Source organism: Kineococcus rhizosphaerae, from assembly GCF_003002055.1.
Taxonomy (GTDB): Bacteria; Actinomycetota; Actinomycetes; order Actinomycetales; family Kineococcaceae; genus Kineococcus; species Kineococcus rhizosphaerae.
The window spans coordinates 106,366-129,021 of sequence record NZ_PVZF01000003.1 but is presented as its reverse complement, the minus strand read 5'-3'; the positions used below and the strand labels follow the sequence as shown (position 1 = coordinate 129,021).

The following is a 22,656-nucleotide window of genomic DNA, read 5'->3' as shown; positions in this document are numbered from 1 at the left end:
CCGTCGGCGTGTCGGTCACCCGCGGACCCCGACGCGCTGGTCGTCGCTCAGCTGGGTCTTCCGCTGAGCTCCTCCCAGCGCTTCGGGTCGGGGACCGTCGACGGCTGCCGCGCGACGCACACCTCGGACCCGGAACCGTCGCCCGGCGGGGTCCGAGGTGTGCTTCGCGCGGTCAGGCGGGGCGCGGGGTCCCCACCTCGACGACGACCTCACCGTCGACGACCTCGACGAGGTGGGTCCGCACGGGCGTGATGGCCGGCGGGCTCGACGGGACACCCGTGCGCAGGTCGAACGCCGAGGCGTGCCGGGGGCACTCGACGGCGCAGTCCTCCACCCAGCCCTCCGCGAGGGACTCGTCGGCGTGCGTGCACGTGTCGTCGATGGCGAACAGGTCGCCGTCGACGTTGAAGACGGCGACGGGGACGTCCAGCCCGGGGCGGTCGACGCGCACCACCTCGCCCGCCGGCAGCGCGGCCGCCGGGCACACCACGACCCTGTGACCAGTCGACATCGGCAGTTCCTCCTCGTTCGGGCTCCACGGTCGGCCCCATCGTCCCACCCTGCGCCCGTGCGTGTTTCGGCGACGTTGGGTCCCGTTTCATCCACGTGAACCTGTTGCCCATGGCGCAACGTGGGCCGTAGTCTGCAACAGCTCCACTCCACCGCCCACGGGTGCACGCGCACCGCTGAGGAGAGGACCCGCCCATGGCGCTCGACCCGGGAACACGTCACCGCAGACTCCCCCTCGACCGGCCCGTCCTGATCGTCTCGGTGGCCGTCGTGGCCGTGCTGCTCGCGGTCGGCGTCGCCGTCCCCGAGCGGCTCGCCTCGGGCACCGGGTCGGTCCTGAGCTGGATCACCACCAACCTCGGCTGGGCGTTCGTGCTCGGCGCGACGGGTTTCGTCGTGTTCGCCCTCCTGCTCGCCTTCAGCCGCGTCGGGCGGATCCGCCTCGGCGCCGACGACGAGAGGCCCGAGCACTCGCGCGCCTCCTGGATCGCGATGATGTTCTCGGCCGGCATGGGCATCGGCCTGATGTTCTACGGCGTCACCGAACCCGTGACCCACCTCATGACCCCGCCCGAGGCGGGCATCGAACCCGGCACCGACGCCGCCGCCGGGGAGGCCATGAACTACGCGATGTTCCACTGGGGCCTGCACCCGTGGGCCATCTACGCCGTCGTCGGCCTGGCTCTCGCGTACTCCAGCTACCGCAAGGGCCGGACCGGTGGCTTCTCCGCCGCGTTCGCGCCGCTGCTGCGCGGACCGCGCGGCCACGGCGCCGCCCGGGCGATCGACGTCCTGGCGATCTTCGCCACCATCTTCGGCTCCGCCGTGAGCCTGGGGCTCGGCGCGGCCCAGATCAACGGCGGGCTGTCCGAGGTGTTCGGCGCCGGCAACGGCCGGGCGTGGCAGATCGGCATCATCGTCGTCCTGACCGTCTGCTTCGTCGTCTCCGCCGTCAGCGGCATCGAACGCGGGGTCAAGATCCTGTCGAACACCAACATGGTCCTCGCGGCCGTCCTGCTGCTGTTCCTGTTCGTCGTCGGGCCGACGGTGTTCATCCTCGACCTCATCCCCAACGCGGCCGGGAACTACCTCGCGCAGCTGCCGGAGATGTCCGTGCGCACGGGGGCCTACGGCGGCGGGTCGTGGCTGTCCGGGTGGACGATCTTCTACTGGGCCTGGTGGATCTCGTGGACGCCGTTCGTCGGCGCGTTCCTCGCGAAGATCTCCCGGGGCCGGACCATCCGCGAGTTCGTCGTCGGGGTCATGCTCATCCCGACCGCCGTCAGCCTGCTGTGGTTCTCCGTCTTCGGCGGGACGGCCATCCACGAGCAGCTCACGGGCGCGCTCGACGTGCTGGCCAGCCCGGACCAGAACGTCCAGATGTTCACGCTGCTGCAGCAGTTCCCGTGGGCGGGGGCGACCTCGGTCCTCGTGGTCCTGCTGGTGGCCATCTTCTTCGTCTCCGGGGCCGACGCGGCGAGCATCGTCATGGCGTCGCTGTCCAGCCACGGCGACGACGAACCCCGGCGCTGGCTCACGGCGCTGTGGGGGGCGCTGACCGGGGCGGTGGCGATCGTCCTGCTCTCCGCGGGCGGGCTGCAGGCGCTGCAGAACGTCACCATCATCGCGGCCACGCCGTTCCTCGTGGTCATGGTGCTCCTGTGCGTGGCCGTCGTGAAGGACGTCCGCAGCGACCGCCTCTTCACGCGCCCGTCGGTCGTCCACCTGAACGGCGCCGCGCGGGAACCCGCCGAAGCCCGCGTCCCCGACTGAGCCCGCCGTACCGAGGGAGAGAACAGCATGACCGCCCAGACCGCCGTCCCCGCCCCGGCCGCGCACGAGGTCGTCGACGACCTCGTGCGCGGCCGGGTGGCCGGGCAGAGCCTGGAGGCGCCCTTCTACACCTCCGAGGAGGTGTACCGGCGCGACCTCGACGTGATCTTCGCCCGCAACTGGATCTTCGTCGCCGCGGCCGCCGAGATCCCCGAACCCGGCGACTACGTCACGGTCGACGTGGGGGAGTACTCCGTCATCGTGGTCCGCGACGACGACGAGCAGGTCCGCGCGTTCCACAACGTCTGCCGGCACCGGGGGTCGCGGCTGCTGCCCGAGCGCCAGGGGGCGGTCGGCAACATCGTCTGCCCCTACCACCGCTGGACGTACGGGGTGGACGGCCGGCTGCGGTTCGCCGAGTCCCAGCCCGCGACGTTCGACACGACCTGCTTCTCGCTGCGGCCCGTGCACGTGCGCGACCTGGCCGGGCTCGTCTTCATCTGCCTGGCCGAGCAGGCACCGCAGGACTTCGACGCCGTCGCCGAGGTCCTCGAACCGCACCTGCGTCCCTACGAGCTGGGCAAGGCCAAGGTCGCCGCGACGTACGACCTGGCCGAGGCCGGCAACTGGAAGCTCGTGATGGAGAACAACCGCGAGTGCTACCACTGCGACGGTCACCCCGAGCTCATCACGGCCTACTTCCCGCTGTTCGCCTACGAGGCCGAGGACATCACCCCGCGCCTCAAACCCCTGTACGACCGCTACGTCAAGGCCGCTGAGGCCCTGGAGAAGATCCGGGCCGCGCACGGGCTCCCGCTGACCGACCACCGCGAGCTCGACACCCGCGTCGTGGGGTTCCAGCTGTCCCACCTGCCCCTGGACGGGGAGGGGAAGTCGTTCGCGCCGAACGGGGGCGCGGTCTGCCGCACGCTCATGGGGCAGGTGCAGGACGCCGCGTTCGGCGACCTGTCGCTGCACCTGCAGCCCAACTCCTGGTTCCACCTGCTGTCCGACCACGCCGTGGTGTTCTCGGTGCTGCCCACGTCCACGGGCACGAGCACGTTGCGGACGACGTGGCTGGTGCACCCGGCCGCGGTCGAGGGGGTCGACTACGACCTCGACGCCCTGACCGCGGTCTGGCGGGCGACGAACGACCAGGACCGCGCCCTGGTGGCCGGGACGCAGGCGGGGTGCTCGGACCCCGGGTACGTGCCGGGGCCCTACTCGATGGTCGAGGACGACGTGGAGGCGTTCGTGAACTGGTACGTGACCCGGCTGCGCGAGGCGATCGCGTGACGGTCACCGAGACGCAGGGCGTCCCGCACCCGGGGGGGATCACGGTCTGGGGCGACGACGCCGACGTCGCCGAACTCGTCTGCGGCGGGGTGCGGGAGATCACCCACGACGTCAAGACGTTCTGGTTCGAACCGGTCGGTTCGCAGGTGTTCCACTTCGACCCGGGGCAGTTCATCACGCTGCACCTCGAGATCGACGGCCGGCGCGTCGAGCGGTCCTACACGATCTCGTCCCCGCCCACCCGTCCGCACCGGCTGGCCATCACGGTCAAGCGCAAACCCGGTGGCCTCGTCTCCAACTGGCTGCACGACAACCTGACCGTGGGGGACCGGGTCGCCGCCGCCCCACCGCTGGGGGCGTTCAGCATGGTCCATCACCCCGCGCGCAAGTACCTGTTCCTCTCGGCGGGATCGGGGATCACCCCGCTCATCTCGATGACGCGCACGCTCGTGGACCTCGGGAGCGACGTCGACGTGGTCTTCGTCCACTCCGCCCACAGCCCGGCCGACATCGTCTACCGGCCCGAGCTGCTCGGTCTGCCCACCCAGTTCCCGACCGTGAACGTCGTGCAGGTGTGCAGCCGGGACAGCCCCGGTCAGGAGTGGTGGGGCTGGAAGGGCCGGCTGACGCGCGAGGTGCTGCAGGAGATCGCCCCCGACCTGCACGAGCGGGAGGTGTTCGTCTGCGGCCCCGACGGGTACACGGCCACGGTCCGGGACGCCCTCACCGCGCTCGGGTTCGACCTCGCGCACCACCACGAGGAGACGTTCACCTTCGAGGCCCTGCCGCAGGCCGCGTTCACCGGCACCGAGCCCGTCGACGTGGGGTCGATCGGGGCGCACGTCCCGGCGGGGACGGACCTGGGGACGTTCACGGTCTCGATGGCGAGGTCCGGCCGCACGTTCGCGTGCGCCCCCGACGAGTTCATCCTCGACGCCGCCTTCCGGGCGGGGATCTCGCCGCCGAGCTCCTGCAGCCAGGGCATGTGCGGGACGTGCAAGACCGTCCTGCTGTCCGGGGACGTCGACATGCAGCACAACGGCGGCATCCGCCCGCGCGAGATCGCGGCGGGCAAGGTGCTCATCTGCTGCAGCAAGCCCCTGGGGGACGTCGAGATCGACTCCTGAGGCGCGGGGGCGCCCTCAGCGCCGCGTGCTCGCGGTGAGCGTGAACTTCGGCGTGCGCGCGACCTGCCGGGTCGGCCCGACGACGCGTTCGAGTTCGCGGCGGTAGGTCAGGTGCGAGTTCCACACCGCCACCAGGGTGCCCCCGGGCGCGAGCACCCGGGCGGCGGCGCGGAACACCTTCGAGGCGATGGCCGTGTGCACGGCACCGCCGACGTGGAAGGGCGGGTTCAGCAGGACGAGGTCGACACCCGCGTCGGGGATGCGGCTGCCCGCGTCGTCGCGCTCGACGCGGACGCGGTCGGCGACCCCGTTGGCCGCCGCGGTCAGCCGTGCGCTCGCGACGGCGTCGGCGGACTGGTCGGTCGCGACCACCGCGGCGGACGGGAACCGGCGGGCGGCCGCCGCCGCGAGCAGTCCCGTGCCGCACCCGAGGTCGACGACGGTGCGCGGGGGCCGCAGCGAGCGCCCCACCTCGTCGAGGTGGTCCAGCAGCACGCGGGTCCCGATGTCCGTGGTGGCGCCGGCGAACGCGCCACCGACGGCGCACACCCACAGCCCCGTGTCCTCGTCGTGGAACCGGCGGGGTCCGGTCTCGGTGACGTCCGGGCGGGGGGAGGTCGCCGTCAGCACGCGCGCCTTCTGCCGCCCCAGCCCGGCCCGCACGTGGGCGAAGGAGCGGGCGAGGACGTCGTTCATGGCGTGGGTCATGTGCTTGACCCGGCCCCCGGCGAGCACGACCACGTCGGGGTGGGCGTGCCGGGCCAGCAGGCGGGCGGTGGCGTCCAGCGCCTCGAGGCTGCGGGGCAGCTTCAGCAGCACGACCGTCGCCCCCCGGACCAGCGCCGGACCCGGCACGGGGTGGTTCTCGACCCGGCCCGGGTCGATCCCCGCGCGGGCGGCGTTCGCCGCCATGGCGAGCTCGCCGGTGAAGGAGTCCTGGTGGACGCGGACCCGCGCCAGGTCGTGCCGGGTGAGCGCGCCGAGGGTGAGGGCGCCGTAGTCGTCCCCGACCACCACGACGTCGGCGCCCGCGGTGGCGAGCGCCGGCGCGGCCTCGTCGAGGAGCAGGCGGTCCGCGGCGTCGACGGCGACGAGTTCGGGGGCCTCGACGTCGGGCCAGCGGCGCAGGGTGTCGAAGAGGGGCGGACTCACCGCGGCACGCTACCGGCTCGTGCCGCCGGCCAGCCGCAGCCCGGCGAGCCCTGCGCCGACGGCGGTGACGGCCGCCCCGAGGGCGAGCACCAGGCCGACGTGCTGGCCGGCGCTCGCCCCGGCCGCGACGAACACCACGCTGACCGCGCCGGACCCCGTCGACTGCGAGACGGTGCGGTTGAGGTTCAGGACGCCGGCGGCGGACCCGGCGTGCTGCAGCGGGGCGGCGGACATCATGTCCCGGTTGTTGGGGGACTGGAACACGGCGAACCCGAGCCCGCACAGGCCGGTGCGGACCAGGATCTCGGCGGTGGAGGCGTCCTCGGGCAGCAGGGCCAGGGACACGAGGCCGCCGGCCATGACCGTGAGCCCGAGCAGGGCCAGCAGGGTCGGGTCGACCCGGTCGGCGGCGCGTCCGGACAGGGGGGCGACGAGGACGATGACCAGCGGCCAGGGGGTGAAGAGCAGGGCGGAGCGCAGCGCGCTGTCCCCCAGGGACTGCTGGAACAGGAACGGCAGGGCCACGAACGCCGTCGACTGCCCGAAGAACGAGCACGAGGCGGTGAGCACCGCGAGGGTGAAGGGCCGCCGGAAGAGGGCGGGGGGGACGACCGGTCGCGCCGTGCGCTTCTCGTGGCGCACGAAGAGGACGACGAGCACGGCGGTGGCCGCGAGCAGGGCGGTCGAGACGGGCAGCGTGGACGTGGAACCCAGCCCGCGCACGCCCAGCAGGAAGCTCGCGATGGCCGCGGCGATCCACACCGACCCCAGGGCGTCGAACCGGCCGCCCCGGCCGGTGACCCCCGGCAGGAACCGCCACCCGAGCAGGGTGGCGGTCAGGCCCACGGGGACGTTGACGAGGAACAGCCACGGCCACGGCAGCGCCGTCAGCAGCAGCCCGCCGAGCGCCGGGCCCGCCGACGTCCCGAGCGCGACCACCATGGCGTTGAGCCCCAGGACGCTGCCGAGCCGTTCGGGTGGCACGACGTGCCGGTAGACGGGGATGGGGACGGCGAGCACCAGCGCGGAGGCGACGCCCTGCGCGACGCGGGCCGCGACGAGCACGCCGAGGGTGGGGGCGGCGGCGCAGGCCACCGAGGCGAGGGTGAACGCCGGGACGCCGACGAGGAACAGCCTGCGGCGCCCGACGCGGTCGCCGAGGGCGGCCGTCGCGGGGATGCAGCAGGCCGCGGCGAGCAGGAAGGCCGTCGTGACCCAGACGGTGTCCGAGGCGGGGGCGTGCAGTTCGCGGGACAGGGTCGGCAGGGCGACGTTGACGATGGAGGCGTCGACGGTGGCCATGAACGTCGCGGACAGCAGCGCGGCGAGGACGAACCCCCGACGGACGGGGGGAGGGGCGGGGATCGGGGACGTCATGCGGGGCTCGAGGCGGTCCTTCCGTGCGGGGGCCTCGGGCAAGTATCGGTGACGGTCAGGCGCTCTTCTTCGTCGCCGTCTTCTTGGCGGTCGTCTTCTTCGCCGCCGTCTTCCGTGCAGTCGCCTTCTTGGCGGCCGTCTTCTTCGCGGGGGTCTTCCCCGGGGACGCCGTCTTCTTCGTCGTCCTCTTCGCGGCGGTCTTCTCCGCTGCTGCGGGCTCCTCGTCCGCGACCTCGGCGGGCTTCGCGCCACCCCCACCCCCGCGGGCCCGTTCGACGGAGCGCTGCAGCGCCGTCAGCAGGTCGACGACCTCGCTGCTGCCCGTCCCGGCGGAGGACGTCTCCTCGGCGGCCGCGCCCGGCGCCGCGTCGGCGTCCTCGAGGCGGGCCTCCACGAGTTCCTTGACCGCGACCTCGTACTCGTCCTCGAACTCCTCGGGGTGGAAGTCCCCGGCGAGGGACTCCACGAGGGAGGCGGCCATCTTCAGCTCCTGCGGGCGCAGGTCGACGTCGGCCTGCAGGACCTCGAAGTCGGGCTCGCGGACCTCGTCGGGCCACAGCATCGTCTGCAGGACGATCGCCTCGTCGCGCACGCGCAGCACGGCGACCGACTCGCGCTGGCGCAACGCGATCTTGACGACGGCCATCCGCTCGGTCTCGGCGAGGGCCTCGCGCAGCAGCGCGTAGGGCTTCGCGGCGCGGGCCTCGGGCTCGAGGTAGTACGGCTTGGACAGCAGGAGGGGGTCGACCTGGTCGGCGGGCACGAACTGCAGGACGTCGATCTCGTGACCGCTGGCCACGGGGAGCTCCTCGAGGTCCTCGTCGGTGAGGACGACGAGCTTGCCGTCGGGGCTCTCGTAGCCCTTGGCGACCTCGTCGTAGGCGATCTCCTCGCCGCACACCGAGCAGGTCCGCTTCATCCGGACGCGGCCGCCGTCGGTACGGTGGACCTGGTGGAAACGGATGTCGTGCTCGGCGGTGGCGGGGTGGAGCCGCACCGGCACGTTGACCAGGCCGAAGGACACGGCGCCCTTCCAGACGGCGCGTGGCACGGCGCCCCCCTTCCTCGGGTCGGACCTCCACCGTACGGCCGGCACCGCACCCCCGCGCGGGGTCGAGCGGTGACCACGGTGCCCGCCGAGCGGTGGCGCGCCCGCGCCGCCGCGCACGCCGAGCGCGCGCTCGCCCTGACCGGGGACGCCGCCGCGCGCCGGGCCCGCGGCGAGAAGCACCCTGTCGAGGACTTCCTGTTCACGTACTACTCGTGGTCGCCGGGCCGCCTCGCCCGCTGGCACCCCGGGGTCGGGGTCGCGCTGGCGGACGCGGACGAGAGGGCCGACTGGGCCCACTACGTCGCGACCGGTGCGGGGTGGCGGGTCGACGCGGCGGCGCTGGTGGCGCAGCGCCGGGCCACCGTCCGGCTGGCCCGCGACGTGCTGGCCGCGACCCGGGGCCGGGCCCCGCAGCTGGCCTGCTTCGGTCTGCACGAGTGGGCCATGGTGCACCGCACGCAGCCCGAGCAGGTGCGCCACGCGGGGTTGCCGCTGCGGCTCGGGCACGCCGGCACGGACGAGGTCGTGGAGTCGCACCGCATCCGGTGCAGCCACTACGACGCGTTCCGCTTCTTCACCCCCAGCGCCGTCCCGCTCAACGAACTGCGGCCCACGCGCGTCGACCAGGCCGCGCAGGAGCAGCCGGGGTGCCTGCACGCGACGATGGACCTCTACCGCTGGGCCATGAAGCTGTCGCCCGCGGTGCCCGGGGAACTGCTGCTCGACTGCTTCGAACTGGCCCGCGACGTGCGGGTCCTCGACATGCGCGCCTCCCCGTACGACGTGAGTTCCCTGGGGTACCCGGCCGTCGCGATCGAGACCGCCGAGGGCAAGGCGGAGTACGCACGGGCCCAGCGGGCGTTCGCCGAACGGGCCGACCCGCTGCGGGCCGCGCTGGTCGAGGTGTGCGACGCGCTGCTGCAGGAGGACGTCGAGGTCCGGGGCTGAGCCGTCCCGCGGCCCGGGGACCCGGCAGGTGCGGCGGACGGCTCCCGGTCAGGCCCGGGACCGTGCGCCGCGGCCGGGGACCGGGCCCGTCAGTTCCCCTGCGAGTCGTCGCAGGGCGGCCTCGCCGTCCGCGAGTTCGTCGAGCACGACGGCGGAGAACGACCGGTCGTCGTCCGTGGAGATCCACACGTCGAACCCGTCGTAGTAGGACCGCACCGCGACGTCGGTCAGCAGGCCGGCCAGGCGGTGGCTGCCGGTCCGTTCCCGGAGGGCGGCCTGCAGGGCCTCGGTGATGGACGACCGCTTGAACGCGGCGCGTTCGCGCAGTTCCGGGCTGGCGGCGATGAGCCCGGTGATGCGCCGGCTGCCGGCGCGGTCGGCGACGTGCGCGTCCGCTATCGCCGCCACCGCGGCGGCCGCGGCCGCGATCGCCGGGGCGTCGGCGGGGGTCCGGTGGACCGCGTCGACGCCGACGGTGATGAGGTCGTCCTGGCCCTGGAAGAGGATCTCCCGCTTGTCGGGGAAGAGCCGGAAGAGCGTCGTCCTCGTCAGGCCGGCCCGCTGCGCGATCTGGGCCGTCGTGGTGGCCTCGTACCCCTGCTCGGCGAAGAGGTCGACGGCGGTGCGCAGCAGCCGGCCCCGCGCGTCGGGTTCCCAGCGTGCCACGGGTGAACTGTACGTGATGCGACTAAGTCACATCAGATGTACGGTGATGTTACTCAGTCACATCACCGGTGGTCGTCACCGGACGACGGGCTGGGCCACACCACCACCTCGCGAAGGAGAACGACCGTGCGCGTCTTCACCACCGGTGCCTCCGGCTGGATCGGAACCGCCCTCCTGCGGGAGCTCACCGCCGCGGGCCACGAGGTCGTCGGTCTCGCCCGGTCCGAGGCCTCGGCCGGGAAGGTCCGGGCGCTGGGCGCGACCGCGGTGCGCGGTGACACGGGCGACCACGACCTGATCGTCGCGCAGGCGCAGCAGGCCGACGCCGTGGCGCACCTGGCCTTCACGCTCGACTTCGCCGCGTTCGAGGAGACGGTCGACAACGAGGTCGAGCTCGTCGGCCGGATCGGGGACGCCCTGCAGGGCAGCGGGAAAGCCTTCTTCGCGGCCTCCGGGACCCCGATCCTGCCCGGCCGCGTCGCCACCGAGCAGGACGTCCTCGACCCCTCCGGGCCGGCCGGCGCCCGCGCCCGGACCGCGACCGCCGTCCTGGCCCTGGCGGAGCGCGGCATCCGCTCGGGCCTGGTGCGGATGCCGCGCTCCGTGCACGGTGCGGGCGACCGCAACGGGCTGATCTCGGTGCTCGTCGATCTGGACCGGCGGCTGGGCACGGCCGCCTACGTGGGGGACGGCGGCAACCGCTGGCCCGCCGTGCACCTCGGCGACGCCGGCCGCCTCTTCCGCCTCGCCCTGGAGCAGGCGCCGGCGGGTTCGGTGCTGCACGCCGTCGGGGAGGAGGGCGTGGCGATGCGCCGGGTCGCCGACGTCGTGGCGCGCAAGACCGGCCTGCGCGCCGCGGCCGTCGACCCCGCTGAGCTGGGCGTCTTCGGGGCGCTCCTCGGAACCGACCAGCCCGCTTCCAGCGCGGCGACCCGGCAGCTCCTCGGGTGGGAGCCGACCGGGCCCACCCTGCTCGAGGACCTGGAGGCCGGGTTCTACACCGACTGACCCCGGCGCGGCGCGGGTGGCCGGCCCTCAGGGCAGGAGGGTGACGCCCTGTTCGCGCAGGGCGCGCAGCGTCCGGTCCCCGGGGTCGGTGCCGTCGGTGACGATGCCGGCGACGTCCTGCAGGGGCAGGACGGTGAACGCCGAGGCGGTGCCGAGCTTCTCCGCGCTGGCCAGGACGTAGGTGTCGGCGGCCCGGCGGGCCAGGGCGCGCTTCATCGCGGCCTCGTCGGAGTCCCCGGTGGTCAGACCCGCGTCGGGGTGGACCCCGGTCACCCCCAGCAGGAACACGTCGGCGCTCAGGCCCGCGACGGCTTCGACGGCGGCGGCTCCGCAGGCGACGCCGGAGTGCTTGAAGACGCGCCCGCCGATGACGTGCAGGTCGATCCGCGGGTGGTCGAGCAGGGCGGCGGCCACGGCGGGGCTGTGGGTGACGACCGTCGCCTCCAGGTCCGCCGGCAGGGCCCGGGCCAGGGCCAGGGCGGTGGTGCCGCCGTCGAGGACGGCGGTGCAGCCGGGGGTGACGAGCCGGGCGGCACGTTCGGCGACGCGGCGCTTGCTGTCGGCAGCCACACCGCCGCGGGTGGTGAGGTCGGCCACGGCGGGGGAGACGGGCAGGGCTCCGCCGTAGACGCGCTGGCACAACCCGGCGGCGGCCAGCTCCCGCAGGTCCCGGCGGATGCTGTCCTCGGACAAGCCCAGTTCGACGGCCAGGTCCTTGGCGACCAGACGGCCGTCGGCGCGCAGGCGGGTGAGCAGCAGTTCCTGCCGTTGAGCTCCCAGCACGCGGGCCTCCTCTCGTTGCTGCAAGTTCATGCACGTTCTTGCTTGTTCGGGGTACTGTACTGCCGTACCGACGACCCGGCGGTCACGCGCACCGGGCGGCTCGCCGCGGCGGCTGCCCGGGACGGAGACGGGTGGGGCACGCCCGTGCCCGCGGAGGTGGCCGTCGCGGCCCAGGAGGAGGACGACCGGATGACCGACCCCACCCCACCCGGTGCACCGCGCCCGGGGATCGAGGTCCCGGACGCGCGGGGCCGGACCCACCTCGACCGGACCGGTCGCGACCTGGACCGCAACCCCCGCGTCGTCGTGCGGGACGTGCGGTTGCTCACCTCGAACTGGTACGTCACCCGGACCACCGCCTTCGACTACCAGCACGCCGACGGCACGTGGAGCAGGCAGGAACGGGAGACCCACGACCGCGGCGACGGCGCGTGCGTCCTGCTCTTCGACGCCGCGGCGCGGACCGTCCTGCTGATCGAGCAGTTCCGCTACGCCGCCTACGTCAACGAGCACCCCGACGGGATGCTGCTGGAGGTCCCGGCCGGCCTGCTCGACGACGACCACCCCGAGACCGCCGTCCGCCGGGAGAGCCAGGAGGAGACCGGGTGCGTCGTCGGTGAGGTCCACCACCTCTTCGACCTCTACAGCAGTCCCGGTTCGCTCACCGAGCGCCTGCACTTCTTCGCCGCCCCCTACGAGCACGGGAGCGTGGACCACGGGGCCCGGGCCGGAGTGCGCGCCGAGGGTGAGGACACCCGGGTCGTCGAACTCGACGTCGACGACGCGCTCGGTGAGATCGGCCGCGGCATCGTCGACGCCAAGACCGTCCTGCTCCTGCAGTGGGCCGTCCTCCAGGGGCCCTTCTCGCCCGCGGGCTGGAACCCCGCACCACCGCGCGCACTCCTCGAGAGGACGTGACGCACGTCGGGGCGCCCCTGCTCGCCGGACGGGCGGCTCGGGCGCGCCGGGGACGCTGCGGCAGGGGCAGGTGGGGCGCACGATGGTGGGACACGGCCCGCGCGAGGAAGGGGCACGATGCCGATCCCGATGGCGGTGGCCCGGGCGAACCGGGCCGCGCTGAACCACGTGATGCGCAGGGTCGCGCCCCACACCCCGTTCCTCGGGCTGCTGACGCACCGCGGTCGCCGCTCGGGGCGCGAGTTCACCATCCCGGTCAACGTGTTCCAGGTCACGTCCGAGGGTGCGCCCGGGATCCGGCTGGCCCTGACCTACGGGCCGGGCACCGACTGGGTGAAGAACGTCCTCGCGGCCGGCGGGTGCTCGTTGCGGTTCCGGGGCCGCAGGCTGGAACTCGCCGACCCCCGCCTGGTCCACGACCCCGCACGGACGGGGATGCCCCGCCCCGTGCGGTTCGTGCTCGCGCGGCTGGGGGTCGAGGAGTTCCTCGACCTCACCGTCGTCCGCTGAGGTTCAGACCCCGGCGGCCGCGTCGTCGGTCTCGGTCGCGGCGTTCCAGTCCCGCTTCTCCGACCGCCAGCCCTCCTCGGTGCGCCCCCGGCGCCAGTACCCCGACGCCGAGAGCAGGTCCTTGGTCACCCCGAGTTCGGTGCGGACCCAGCGCCGCACGGCGCGGACCGTGTCGGCCTCGCCGTGGACGAACGCCTGCGGCGCCCCGGACGGCAGGTCGAGGGAGCCCAGGAACTCCAGCAGCGCCTCGGGGTCCGGTTCCTCGCGGTGGACCCAGTGCAGCCGGAGGTCACCGGGGCAGGACAGGTCCAGTTCCTCGGCGGGGGAGTGCACCTCGACGACCGCGACCGCGACGGACCCGGCGGGGACGCGTTCGAGCGAGGCCGAGACGGCGGGCAGGGCGCTCGCGTCCCCGACCAGCAGGTGCCACGGCGCGTGGTCGCCGGGGGTGTAGGCCCCACCCGGGCCCGTCAGCCACAGCTCGTCGCCGGGCTGCGCGTTCGCCGCCCACGGCCCGGCGAGGCCCTCGTCGCCGTGCACGACGAAGTCGACGGTCACCTCTCCGCCGGAGACCGCGCGGACCGAGTAGGTCCGCTGCACGGGCCACTCGGTGCGGGGCCGGGTCTCCCGGATCGCGGCCACGTCGAACGGTTCGTCGTACTCGACGCCGGGCACGGGGAAGATCAGCTTCACGTAGGAGTCGGCGTGCTCGACGGCGAAGTCGGCGAGGTCCTCACCGCCGAAGACGACCCGCACCATGTGCGGGGCGAGCCGCTCGACGCGCTGCACGACACCCAGGCGCTGGCGCCGGGGCGCGGGTTCCTTCCGCTTGAACGGGTTGCGCACGTCCTGCTCCACCTCACTCACCCTCGGCGCGGCCTTCGCGCCAGTACCCCATGAACGCCACCGAGGTCCGCGGGACGCCGACCTCGCGCACGAGGTGGCGCCGCAGGGCCTTGACGACCCCGCACTCCCCGGCCAGCCACGCGTACAGCGCCTCCGGGCCGCTGGCCTCGGCCTGCTCGGGGACCTCCCAGAGGATGCCGGTGTCCTCCTCCGCGTCGAGCTCGGCGTCCAGGTCGGCGTCCAGGTCGGCGTCGAGGTCAGCGTCGGCGGGCGAGGACACCTCGTCGACGAGCGCCGACGCCACCTCGTGCACGCGCCTCTGCAGCAGTTCCCCCGCCGGGTGGGACCCGTTGCGCGGCAGCCACTCCACCGTCAGGTCCGCGGGGGAGGGCAGGTCGAGGAAGTCACCGGAGGTGGGGACCTCCAGCAGCGCCGTCGCCTTCACCCCCGGCGGCAGCTGCTCCAGGATCGCCGACACCGCCGGGACCGCGGTCTCGTCGCCGGCCAGCAGCAGGGTGCGGGCCTCGGCGGGCGGGGCCCACTCCACGCCCCACATCCGGCCCTCGCCGGGAGCGGTGGGACCCACCAGCACGAGGGGGTCGCCGACCGCCGCCTGCGCCGCCCAGGACGACGCCGGGCCGGCGTGCCCGTCCGCGACGCCGTGCAGCACGAAGTCGATGTCGAGCTCGGCCTGCGCGTCCAGCGTCTCGGGCCGGAACGCGCGCACCGTGTAGGTGCGCATCGTCGGGCGGACCGCCTCGGGCAGCTCGCGCCACCACGTGTACCAGTCGCCCTCGGGGACGTCGTAGGCCGCGAACGGCTGCGGCAGCAGGAGCACCTTGAACCGCTGGTCGAACCCGGCGACGCCGAACCCGCCCAGGTCGGGGGACGTCACCGTGATCCGGGCGAAGCTCGTCCCGACCCGCTGCACGGCCGCGACCCGCACCTCGTACAGGGCGTACGCCGCCCGCCGCGCCCGCACCTCGACGCCCGTGCCCGTGCTCATGCCCACCCCGCTCCTCGACCCCCGATGTGTGAGGCCAGCCTAACCAATGGAAGGTGGTGCTCGGCAAGGCCCCGCTCGCCACGGCCCCGCACGGGCCGCAGAGTGGGACCGTGCTCCCGATGCTGGCGACCGCCGCCCGGTCCGCGGGAGTGCCCACGGACGGCGACCTGTGGGCCTACGAGGTCAAGTGGGACGGCATGCGCGTCCTCGCCGACGTCCACGAGGGCACCGTCGTGCTGCGCTCGCGCACCGGCCGCGACGTCTCGACCACGTTCCCCGAGCTCACCGCCCTCGCCGACGCCCACGCCGACGTCCTCCTCGACGGCGAGGTCGTCGCCCTCGACGACGGGTTGCCCTCGTTCTCCGTCCTCGCCGACCGCCTGCACGTCAGCGACCCCCGCGCCGCCGAACGCGCCGCCGCGCGCACCCCCGTCACCCTCATGGCCTTCGACGTCCTGCGCCTGTACGGCGTCGAGCTCCTCGACCGCTCCTGGCAGGACCGCCGCGAGTCCCTCGACCGGCTGCTGCCCTCCGGACGCGCCTGGCAGGTCTCACCGGTCTACCCCGACGCCTCCTCCCTGCTGACCGCCACCCGCGAGCAGGGCCTCGAGGGCGTCGTCGCCAAGCGCCGCACCTCGACGTACCAGCCCGGCCGCCGCAGCCCCGACTGGGTCAAGCACGCCCACCGCCACCACCAGGCCTGCCTCGTCGCCGGCTGGCGCCCCGTCGAGGGGTCCCCCGACCGCATCGGTGCCCTGCTGCTCGCCGTCCCCGGCCCCGACGGGCGGCTGCGCTACGCCGGCCGCGCCGGCAGCGGGCTCGACGGCGCCCTGGAGGAGGGGCTGCGCGCGGCGCTCGCCGGACGCGAACTGCCCCGCCCCGTGGTCGACGTGCCCCGCCCCGACGCGGCCGGGGCGACGTTCACCGAACCCGTCGCGGTCGTGGAGGTCCGCCACCTCGGCCGCACGAGCGGGGGCCGGTTGCGCCAGCCGACGCTGCGGGGACTGCGCCCCGACCTGGGACCGTCCGACGTGCGGCAGGAGTGAGGTGGTGGCCCGCGAGCACGGCACCGACGAGACCGTCGTCGACGTCGAGGGACGTCACCTGCGGCTGCGCCGGCTGGAGAAGGTGCTGTACCCCGCGACCGGGACCACCAAGGCGGAGGTCCTCGCCTACGTCACCGCGGTGGCCCCGGCCCTGCTCGCCCAGCTGCACCAGCGGCCCCTGACGCGCAAGCGCTACCCCGACGGGGTCACCGGCGGCTCGTTCTTCGAGAAGAACGTCCCGCGCGGGGTGCCCGACTGGATCCGCACCGTGGAGATCGAGGTCCCCGGCAGCACGAAGGACCGCGAGACGGTCCGCTACCCGCTCCTGGACGACCTCGCCGGCCTGGTCTGGCTGGTGAACCTCGCCGCCCTGGAGCTGCACGTGCCGCAGTGGCGCGTGGGACCGCGCGGGGGAGTGCGCGACCCCGACCGGCTCGTCGTCGACCTCGACCCCGGCGAGGGGGCCGGGCTGGCCGAGTGCGCCGAGGTGGCCGTGGCCGTGCGCGACCGGCTGGCCGAGGACGGTCTGCGGTGCCACCCCGTGACGTCGGGGTCGAAGGGGGTGCAGCTGTACGCCGCGGTCTCCGGCCGCCAGGACGCCGACGTCCTGCGGTCCTACGCGCACCGGATCGCCGAGGAGATGGAGCGGGAACGACCGCGCCTCGTGGTCAGCCGCATGACGAAGAGGCTGCGCGGCGGGAAGGTCCTGCTGGACTGGAGCCAGAACAACTCCGCGAAGACGACCGTCGCGCCGTACTCGCCGCGCGGCCGGCACCGTCCCTGCGCCGCCGCGCCGCGGACCTGGGCCGAACTCGACGACCCGGGGTCGTTGCGGCAGTTGACGTTGGAGGAGGTCGCCGCGCGGTACGCGCGCGACGGCGACCTCCTGGCCCCCCTGGCCGAACCCGGACCCCGCGTCCCTACGCGCTGACCTGCGAGCTGATCCGGGGGCTGACCCGGGCGATCCGGACCTCGCCCGGGTGCAGGCTGATCCGCGGCGAGTACGCGAACAGCGCCGAGGCCGTCAGGTACTCCTCGGGGCCGAAGTCGACCGACGTCAGGCTCACCTGCAGCGCTCCGCGCAGACCGGCCAGGTGCTCGTCGGCGACGACCGCGTACCAGGGTTCCTCGCGCCGGCTCATGAGCTGCACGTCCGCGTCGCACCAGCCCGCGTCGAGGAGCCGGTAGCGGCCGTTGATCAGCGGGATGCCGGCGTACCGGCGCAGTTCGGTGTCCAGCAGCGCGTTGAGGCTGCACGTGGGTGCGGCGGCGTCGTTGACGGCCTGCACGGCCCCGACGAGCCAGGCCGCCAGCGCGTCCGGCGCGACGTCGTCGACCTCGACCTGCGGGAGCAGGCGTTCGAGGCAGGCGTGGTCGACGGCCCCGGCCAGCGACAGCAGGGCCTCCGTCTCGGCGCGGGCGACGTCGTCGAGGTCGCCCCGCCGCACCGGGACCGGCTCCCCGACGGCGCGGACCTGCGTGGCGGGGTCGGCGTCGTCGGGCAGGTCGTCGGCGTCGTCCCACAGGCTGAAGGCGCTGTGCCGGTGGACGTCACCGACGTGCTCGGCGTCGAGGGTGATCGTCTCCCCCCGGCGGGACAGGACGTGCGGTTCGCTCTCCATGGCGACGTCGATGGTAGGCGGCGCCGGCGTGCCGGGCCAGCGACTTCACCCCGACGCCCACGGGTGGTCACCAGGGCAGTTCGCCCTCCTCAGCGAAGAAACCACCCGTCGGCCCGTCGTCCGGCAGCGTCGCGAGCCGCACGACCACCTCGGCGCCCTGGGCGGGGGTGCGGTGCCCGGCGAAGTCGTTCAGGTCGGTGGCCGTGTAGCCGGGGCAGGCGGCGTTGACGAGGATCCCCGTCCCGCGCAGCTCCTGGGCGTACTGGACGACGACGGCGTTGAGGAACGCCTTCGTCGGGGTGTAGGTGGCCCAGAACACCGGCGGGTCGGGGTTCTCGGCCTGGTACGCGAAGGACCCGAGCCGGCTGGACGTGCAGACGATCCGCGGCGAGGCCGCCGCGCGCAGCTGGGGCAGGAACGCGTTGGTGACGCGCACGACGCCGAGGACGTTGGTCTCCACCGCGGACCGCAGGCGGTCGACCTCGAGCTCGGAGGGCAGCGCCGGCGGTCCGCCCGTGATCCCCGCGTTGTTCACCAGGACGTGCAGACCGCCCCGGGCGGCCAGCAGTTCCACGGCGTCGCGGACGCTGTCGCCGGAGGTGACGTCGAGCGGTACCCCGAACACGTCGAGACCCTCCGCGCGCAGCTTCCCGACGGCCTCCTCGCGGCGCGCCGCGTCCCGCGCGCCCACGCCGACGGAGAAACCCCGGCGGCCCAGGCCGGCCGCGACCTCGTACCCGATGCCCTTGTTCGCGCCGGTGACCAGCGCCGTCCTCTGTTCGCTCACGTCCCCGACCCTGCGCCCGGGGACGGTCCGGGGTCCAACACCGGTCCGGTCCCGGTCGATACCCCTGCGGTATCGCGGGCGTAGCCTGGCGGGGTGGAGACGCGGGAGCTGCGCTACTTCGTGGCCGTGGCCGAGGAGCTGCACTTCGGGCGCGCCGCCGGGCGCCTGGGCATCGCCCAACCGCCGCTGTCGCGGGCCATCCAGCAGGTCGAACGACGCCTGGGCGTCGAACTCCTCGAACGCACGCCGCGGGCCGTGACCCTCACGGCGGCCGGACGGGTGCTGCTCGACGAGGCGCGGGCGGCGCTGGCCGCCGTCGAGGCCGCCGAACGCCGCACCGTGCGCGCCGCGGCGGGTTCCGCCGGGATCGTCCTGACCGTGAAGGCGGGGTCGGCCAACGAGGTGCTGGCGGAACTCCTCGACGCCTTCGCCGCCGAACCCGACGCGGTCCCGGTCGAGGTCGCGCTGGTGGGCCCCGGGGAACCCGAGGCGATGCTGCGCGACGGGCGCGCCGACGTCGCCCTGCTGCACCTGCCGATGGACTCGACCGCGGGTTTCGACGCCGAGGAACTCCTCGTGGAGGACCAGGTGGCCGTCCTGCCCGCCGGCCACCCCCTCAGCGCCCGCGACCACCTGGAACTCGCCGACCTCACCGGCCTGCCCGACCTGCCCCTGCCGCGCTGGCCCCGTCCGGACCCGAACCTGCCCGAACCCACGGGGCCGGAGATCCGCGACCACCTGCAACTGCTGCAACTGGTCGCGCTGCGACGGACCTGCGCGATCCTGCCGCCGTCGGCGATCCCCTTCCCGCGCGAGGGGATCGCCCTGGTGCCGCTCGTCGACGCCGTGCGGGTGACGACGGCCATCGCCTGGCCCGCCCACTCGCGCTCGCGGGCGGTGGCCGCCCTCGTGCGGACGGCGACCGCCTGACCGGGGTTCCGCGCGGTGCGCAACCCGGGGCCGATCGCGCGGAACGCCTCACCCGGTCGGCGCCGTGCGCGCCAGGGGGCCGAAGAAGGCGGTGATGTCACCGGCCAGCAGTTCGGGTTCCTCCACGGCGGCGAAGTGACCGCCGCGCGGCATCGGCGTGAAGCGCGCCAGGTCGTAGCGGCGCCGCACCCAGGACTCCGGCGGGCGGGCGCCGAGGTCGGCCGGGAACCAGGCGACGGCCGTGGGGACGCGCACCCGTTCCAGCGTCGGCGTCAGCCCGTGACGGCGTTCGTAGTAGGGCCGCAACGACGTGGAGATCGTGCCGCTGAACCAGTACAGCGACGCCTGGGTGAGCAGGAAGTCGTCGCCGAAGTGCCCCGTCACGTCCCCGTCGCAGTCGCTCCACGCGCGGTACTTCTCCAGGATCCAGGCCAGCAGCCCGGACGGGGAGTCGCTCAGCCCCTGGGCCAGGGTCAGCGGGCGGGTGCTGTGCTGGTGGGCGTAGGCACCCTCGCGGTCCTCCCAGTCGGCGACGGCGTCGAGGTAGGCGCGTTCCTCGGCGCTCAGGTCGGTGTCCCCGGCCCGCGGGGTCCGGTCGACGTCGAGGAGGTGGACGCCGACCACCGACTCCGGGTGGGCCTGCGCCAGCCACCCGGTGATCCCGGCCCCCAGGTCGCCGCCGTGCGCCCCGTAGAGGGTGAACCCGAGCTCGTCGTGCAGGAGGCGGTGCCACAACTCGTGGGTCGGCAGCGCGTCGAGGGTGGGGCGCTGCCCGGAGAAGGGGAAACCCGGCAGGGAGGGGACGACCACGGTGAAGGCGTCCCGCGGGTCGCCACCGAACCGCGACGGCTGCGAGAGCCGTTGCGCGAGGCCGACGAGCTCGTAGGAGGTGCTCGGCCAGCCGTTGGTCAGCACGAGCGGCAGGGGGTCCGGACCGGCGCCGGGTTCGGCGTCGAAGCGCAGGTAGTGGACCCGGGTGCCCTCGATCTCCGCGACGTGGGAGGGCAGCGCGTTGATCTGCGCCTCGTGGGCACGCCAGTCGTACCCGTCGGCCCAGCGGGCGACCAGGCGCCGCAGGTCGGCGCCGTCGGTCCCCACCTGCCAGGGCTCGACCGGCCAGGGGGTGGCCCAGCGCGTCGCACGCAGCCGGGATCGCAGGTCGGCCAGGTCGGCCTCGGGCACCTGCAGCAGCGGTCCACCGGCGGTGGTGTCGGTGGCGATCTCGGGGAGGGAGGAGTTCGACACCATTCAAGCGTATTACCGGTGTCGCACGACCTGTCAACACCGGAGACGGTCTAATCTGGTGTCGTGATGCGGACGGCGGGCGACCTGGACCTCGTGCGGGACTTCCTGAACACCCTCGACGAGCGGCGCTTCACCCGGCACGGGCAGGAGCACAGCGCCACCGACGAACTCGTCTCCGGCGAGGCCCTGTCCGCCTGGTGGCGCGAGCACGACCTCGCGGGCTCCGCACCGGACGGCGCCGAGCCGGACGCGGCCGAGCTGGGCGCGGTCCTGCGGTTGCGGACGGCGCTGCGCGAGGCCCTCCTCGGGGCGGGACCCGCTGCGGGGCAGGACGCGCTGGCCGGATTCCCGGTGCGTCTGGCGCCGGACGGGTCCGGCCGGTTGCGGCTCGCCGCCGCCACCGGCTCACCCGGGCTCGACGTCCTCGTCGAAACCGTCGCGACGGCCGTCGCCTCGGGGCGCTGGTCGCGGCTGAAGCTCTGCGCCGCACCGGAGTGCCGCTGGGCCTTCCACGACACCTCCCGCAGCGGCGCCGGCCGCTGGTGCTCGATGCAGGTGTGCGGCAACCGCCACAAGACGGCGGCCTACCGCCGGCGGGCCACCGCCTGACGGCCCGGGCCCGGGCGGCCGGGAAACGCGGTTGACCGCCCGCGGCGCGACCGGTCGACTGACCCGGTGCTGCACACCAGGACCCGACTGTCCCCCGACGACCTGCGCGCCGTCGCCGCCCTCGAGCAGGAGGTCGTCGCCCACGACGGCGGCCGGCTGAAGATCGAGTGGAACGGGTTGCGGGACAGGACCGGCGACCACACCAACGACCTGCTGTGGACGGTCGACGGGCAGGTGGTGGGGTACGTCGGGTTCGACACCTGGAACGGTCGCGTCGTCGAACTCGTCGGCATGGTCGCCCCGGGTGCGCGGGGGCGGGGGATCGGGTCGGCCCTGCTCGAGGCGGCCGTCCGCGTCTGCCGCGAGCGCGGGTTCGCCCAGGCGCTGCTCATCGTCCCGCGGCCCTCGGCGGCGGGGCACCACCTGGCGCAGCGCCTCGGGGCACCGCTGGAGCACTCCGAGCACGCGTTGCGGCTCGACCACGCGCCCGCCACGGGGGAGGAGGACGCCCGCACCGTCCTGCGCGACGCCACGGCCGCGGACCTGGGGGTGCTCACCGGACTGCTCACCGCCGCCTTCGGCGAGGCGCCGACGCACCTGGAGGACGGGTTGCGCACCGGGCGCACCCTGCTCGTCGAGCACGCCGGGGAACCCGTCGGAACCGTTCGGCTGCAGCGCGACGGCGACCAGGGCGGGGTCTACGGCTTCGCGGTCGACCCGCGGGCGCAGGGCCGGGGCATCGGCCGCGACGTCCTGCGCCGCGTCTGCCGGGAGTTCTTCGCCGGCGGCGCCACGTCGGTCCGGCTCGAGGTCGCCGTCGACAACGACCGTGCGCTCGGCCTCTACACCTCGGTCGGGTTCGCCCGCGTCCAGACCGAGGACTACTACGACCTGCCGCTGGGCGGTTAGGCCGTACCCGCCGCCGCGGCGCGCGGAGCGCCGCGGCGACCGGGGGAGCGGATCAGAACACGCCCAGCTGCTCGATGTGCTTCTTGCGGCTGCGCGCCGCACCACCGGCGAGGACGAAGAACAGGGCCAGGTGCAGCCAGTTGCTGGCGGCGTTGACGACGAGGTCGTCGCGCTCGGCGTTCACCCGCAGGCCCGCGCCGGCCAGACCGGCGGCCAGGTAGGCCAGGGCGACCCAGACGACGACCTTGTGCGCCTGCCGCACCGACCCCGAGAAGGCGAGGATGGCCAGGCCGAAGAGGATCTGCAGGGAGGCGCTGACGATCGACGTCCGGAACAGGCCGAAGAGGTTGGCGCCCGAGCTGTAGAAGCCCAGGTCGGAGTAGTGCGTCACGATGCCGGGGACCAGCCCGAGGACACCCAGGCCCAGGACGAGGACGCCCGCGGCGCGGGCGAAGCCGTTGACGGGGCCGCTGACCTCGGTGGGGTACGCGGACTCGATCGCAGCGGGGGCGGCGGGAGCGTTCATGCCCCCATCAT

The 22,656-nt window shown here is 74.3% G+C and carries 24 protein-coding genes; 12 read left to right on the top strand and 12 right to left on the bottom strand.

What is annotated here, in order from left to right; all coding sequences use genetic code 11:
- Positions 1-172: 172 nt before the first annotated feature.
- Positions 173-511: a bifunctional 3-phenylpropionate/cinnamic acid dioxygenase ferredoxin subunit gene (locus CLV37_RS07735; RefSeq protein WP_106208874.1), complete on the bottom strand. Its 339-nt coding sequence runs from the start codon at positions 509-511 to the stop codon at positions 173-175.
- Between the two features lie 194 nt (positions 512-705).
- On the opposite strand from CLV37_RS07735, the gene CLV37_RS07730 reads away from it, so the two are divergent.
- From CLV37_RS07730 to CLV37_RS07720, 3 genes are read left to right on the top strand one after another with little or no spacing between them, the layout of a single operon-like run.
- On the top strand, positions 706-2,283 hold the full coding sequence (locus CLV37_RS07730) for a BCCT family transporter (protein WP_106208872.1): 1,578 nt from the start codon (positions 706-708) through the stop codon (positions 2,281-2,283).
- 27 nt (positions 2,284-2,310) lie between these two features.
- Positions 2,311-3,579: an aromatic ring-hydroxylating oxygenase subunit alpha gene (locus CLV37_RS07725; protein WP_106208870.1), complete on the top strand. Its 1,269-nt coding sequence runs from the start codon at positions 2,311-2,313 to the stop codon at positions 3,577-3,579.
- The gene (locus CLV37_RS07720) at positions 3,576-4,706 is read left to right on the top strand and encodes an FAD-binding oxidoreductase (protein WP_211298476.1); all 1,131 of its coding nucleotides are present in this window, start codon (positions 3,576-3,578) and stop codon (positions 4,704-4,706) included. Before CLV37_RS07725 ends, CLV37_RS07720 begins: the two co-directional genes overlap by 4 nt.
- Before the next feature lie 15 nt (positions 4,707-4,721).
- Here CLV37_RS07720 and CLV37_RS07715 read toward each other — a convergent pair whose 3' ends face one another.
- The 3 genes from CLV37_RS07715 to ku are packed head-to-tail and all read right to left on the bottom strand — an operon-like array spanning position 4,722 to position 8,286.
- Positions 4,722-5,858: a class I SAM-dependent methyltransferase gene (locus CLV37_RS07715; RefSeq protein ID WP_106208868.1), complete on the bottom strand. Its 1,137-nt coding sequence runs from the start codon at positions 5,856-5,858 to the stop codon at positions 4,722-4,724.
- A 9-nt stretch (positions 5,859-5,867) separates the two neighbouring features.
- Positions 5,868-7,235, bottom strand: coding sequence for a DHA2 family efflux MFS transporter permease subunit (locus CLV37_RS07710; protein ID WP_106208866.1), 1,368 nt, complete (start codon positions 7,233-7,235; stop codon positions 5,868-5,870).
- A gap of 55 nt (positions 7,236-7,290) precedes the next feature.
- Positions 7,291-8,286: a non-homologous end joining protein Ku gene (gene ku, locus CLV37_RS07705; RefSeq protein ID WP_106208864.1), complete on the bottom strand. Its 996-nt coding sequence runs from the start codon at positions 8,284-8,286 to the stop codon at positions 7,291-7,293.
- A 69-nt stretch (positions 8,287-8,355) separates the two neighbouring features.
- Between ku and CLV37_RS07700 the strand changes: the two genes are divergently transcribed.
- Positions 8,356-9,234, top strand: a complete 879-nt coding sequence (locus tag CLV37_RS07700) for a 3-methyladenine DNA glycosylase (RefSeq protein ID WP_170127115.1) — start codon at positions 8,356-8,358, stop codon at positions 9,232-9,234.
- Between the two features lie 48 nt (positions 9,235-9,282).
- Here the strand turns inward: CLV37_RS07700 and CLV37_RS07695 are convergent, their stop codons facing one another.
- Positions 9,283-9,900 carry a TetR/AcrR family transcriptional regulator gene (locus CLV37_RS07695; protein ID WP_170127114.1) on the bottom strand — a complete coding sequence of 206 codons (618 nt, stop codon included), beginning with the start codon at positions 9,898-9,900 and terminating at the stop codon, positions 9,283-9,285.
- Positions 9,901-10,026: 126 nt separating this feature from the next.
- On the opposite strand from CLV37_RS07695, the gene CLV37_RS07690 reads away from it, so the two are divergent.
- Positions 10,027-10,908 carry an NAD-dependent epimerase/dehydratase family protein gene (locus tag CLV37_RS07690; protein ID WP_106208860.1) on the top strand — a complete coding sequence of 294 codons (882 nt, stop codon included), beginning with the start codon at positions 10,027-10,029 and terminating at the stop codon, positions 10,906-10,908.
- Between the two features lie 27 nt (positions 10,909-10,935).
- Here the strand turns inward: CLV37_RS07690 and CLV37_RS07685 are convergent, their stop codons facing one another.
- Positions 10,936-11,691 (bottom strand): DeoR/GlpR family DNA-binding transcription regulator, encoded by a 756-nt coding sequence (locus CLV37_RS07685; RefSeq protein ID WP_106208858.1) that lies wholly within the window; start codon positions 11,689-11,691, stop codon positions 10,936-10,938.
- 189 nt (positions 11,692-11,880) lie between these two features.
- On the opposite strand from CLV37_RS07685, the gene CLV37_RS07680 reads away from it, so the two are divergent.
- Positions 11,881-12,609: an NUDIX domain-containing protein gene (locus tag CLV37_RS07680; protein ID WP_106209388.1), complete on the top strand. Its 729-nt coding sequence runs from the start codon at positions 11,881-11,883 to the stop codon at positions 12,607-12,609.
- A 117-nt stretch (positions 12,610-12,726) separates the two neighbouring features.
- The gene (locus tag CLV37_RS07675) at positions 12,727-13,119 is read left to right on the top strand and encodes a PNPOx family protein (protein ID WP_106208856.1); all 393 of its coding nucleotides are present in this window, start codon (positions 12,727-12,729) and stop codon (positions 13,117-13,119) included.
- 3 nt (positions 13,120-13,122) lie between these two features.
- Here the strand turns inward: CLV37_RS07675 and CLV37_RS07670 are convergent, their stop codons facing one another.
- Positions 13,123-13,977, bottom strand: coding sequence for a siderophore-interacting protein (locus CLV37_RS07670; protein WP_245885310.1), 855 nt, complete (start codon positions 13,975-13,977; stop codon positions 13,123-13,125).
- A 1-nt stretch (position 13,978) separates the two neighbouring features.
- Positions 13,979-14,971, bottom strand: a complete 993-nt coding sequence (locus tag CLV37_RS07665) for a siderophore-interacting protein (RefSeq protein WP_106209384.1) — start codon at positions 14,969-14,971, stop codon at positions 13,979-13,981.
- A gap of 119 nt (positions 14,972-15,090) precedes the next feature.
- Here CLV37_RS07665 and ligD (CLV37_RS07660) point away from each other — a divergent pair, with 119 nt between their 5' ends.
- A complete protein-coding gene (gene ligD, locus CLV37_RS07660; RefSeq protein ID WP_106209383.1) occupies positions 15,091-16,017 on the top strand; it encodes a non-homologous end-joining DNA ligase in 927 nt (308 codons plus the stop codon).
- 4 nt (positions 16,018-16,021) lie between these two features.
- The gene (gene ligD, locus CLV37_RS07655) at positions 16,022-16,948 is read left to right on the top strand and encodes a non-homologous end-joining DNA ligase (protein WP_106209381.1); all 927 of its coding nucleotides are present in this window, start codon (positions 16,022-16,024) and stop codon (positions 16,946-16,948) included.
- On the opposite strand, the gene CLV37_RS07650 is transcribed toward ligD (CLV37_RS07655), so the two are convergent.
- Both CLV37_RS07650 and CLV37_RS07645 read right to left on the bottom strand, forming a co-directional pair.
- Positions 16,938-17,639: a hypothetical protein gene (locus tag CLV37_RS07650; protein ID WP_106208854.1), complete on the bottom strand. Its 702-nt coding sequence runs from the start codon at positions 17,637-17,639 to the stop codon at positions 16,938-16,940. The genes ligD (CLV37_RS07655) and CLV37_RS07650 overlap by 11 nt on opposite strands.
- 67 nt (positions 17,640-17,706) lie before the next feature.
- Entirely contained in the window at positions 17,707-18,426 is a 720-nt protein-coding gene (locus tag CLV37_RS07645) for an SDR family NAD(P)-dependent oxidoreductase (RefSeq protein ID WP_106208852.1), read from the bottom strand.
- A 93-nt stretch (positions 18,427-18,519) separates the two neighbouring features.
- On the opposite strand from CLV37_RS07645, the gene CLV37_RS07640 reads away from it, so the two are divergent.
- A complete protein-coding gene (locus tag CLV37_RS07640) occupies positions 18,520-19,356 on the top strand; it encodes a LysR family transcriptional regulator (protein ID WP_106208850.1) in 837 nt (278 codons plus the stop codon).
- 48 nt (positions 19,357-19,404) lie between these two features.
- Here the strand turns inward: CLV37_RS07640 and CLV37_RS07635 are convergent, their stop codons facing one another.
- Complete coding sequence (locus CLV37_RS07635; protein ID WP_245885309.1) at positions 19,405-20,601, bottom strand: epoxide hydrolase family protein; 1,197 nt, start codon at positions 20,599-20,601, stop codon at positions 19,405-19,407.
- 66 nt (positions 20,602-20,667) lie between these two features.
- Here CLV37_RS07635 and CLV37_RS07630 point away from each other — a divergent pair, with 66 nt between their 5' ends.
- Both CLV37_RS07630 and CLV37_RS07625 read left to right on the top strand, forming a co-directional pair.
- Positions 20,668-21,210: a CGNR zinc finger domain-containing protein gene (locus tag CLV37_RS07630; RefSeq protein ID WP_106209379.1), complete on the top strand. Its 543-nt coding sequence runs from the start codon at positions 20,668-20,670 to the stop codon at positions 21,208-21,210.
- 66 nt (positions 21,211-21,276) lie between these two features.
- Complete coding sequence (locus CLV37_RS07625) at positions 21,277-22,119, top strand: GNAT family N-acetyltransferase (RefSeq protein WP_106208846.1); 843 nt, start codon at positions 21,277-21,279, stop codon at positions 22,117-22,119.
- Between the two features lie 52 nt (positions 22,120-22,171).
- Here the strand turns inward: CLV37_RS07625 and CLV37_RS07620 are convergent, their stop codons facing one another.
- Positions 22,172-22,645, bottom strand: a complete 474-nt coding sequence (locus CLV37_RS07620; protein ID WP_106208844.1) for a DUF4383 domain-containing protein — start codon at positions 22,643-22,645, stop codon at positions 22,172-22,174.
- Positions 22,646-22,656 lie beyond the last annotated feature (11 nt).

What these genes read in the sequence shown, in the direction of transcription:
- CLV37_RS07680 (WP_106209388.1), top strand. Translation starts at nt 11,881, where the DNA reads ATGACCGACCCCACCCCACCCGGTGCACCGCGCCCGGGGATCGAGGTC.
- CLV37_RS07620 (WP_106208844.1), bottom strand. Translation starts at nt 22,645, where the DNA reads ATGAACGCTCCCGCCGCCCCCGCTGCGATCGAGTCCGCGTACCCCACC.
- CLV37_RS07630 (WP_106209379.1), top strand. Translation starts at nt 20,668, where the DNA reads ATGCGGACGGCGGGCGACCTGGACCTCGTGCGGGACTTCCTGAACACC.
- CLV37_RS07735 (WP_106208874.1), bottom strand. Translation starts at nt 511, where the DNA reads ATGTCGACTGGTCACAGGGTCGTGGTGTGCCCGGCGGCCGCGCTGCCG.
- CLV37_RS07650 (WP_106208854.1), bottom strand. Translation starts at nt 17,639, where the DNA reads ATGGAGAGCGAACCGCACGTCCTGTCCCGCCGGGGGGAGACGATCACC.
- ligD (WP_106209383.1), top strand. Translation starts at nt 15,091, where the DNA reads ATGCTGGCGACCGCCGCCCGGTCCGCGGGAGTGCCCACGGACGGCGAC.
- CLV37_RS07730 (WP_106208872.1), top strand. Translation starts at nt 706, where the DNA reads ATGGCGCTCGACCCGGGAACACGTCACCGCAGACTCCCCCTCGACCGG.
- CLV37_RS07675 (WP_106208856.1), top strand. Translation starts at nt 12,727, where the DNA reads ATGCCGATCCCGATGGCGGTGGCCCGGGCGAACCGGGCCGCGCTGAAC.
- CLV37_RS07710 (WP_106208866.1), bottom strand. Translation starts at nt 7,235, where the DNA reads ATGACGTCCCCGATCCCCGCCCCTCCCCCCGTCCGTCGGGGGTTCGTC.
- CLV37_RS07725 (WP_106208870.1), top strand. Translation starts at nt 2,311, where the DNA reads ATGACCGCCCAGACCGCCGTCCCCGCCCCGGCCGCGCACGAGGTCGTC.
- CLV37_RS07665 (WP_106209384.1), bottom strand. Translation starts at nt 14,971, where the DNA reads ATGAGCACGGGCACGGGCGTCGAGGTGCGGGCGCGGCGGGCGGCGTAC.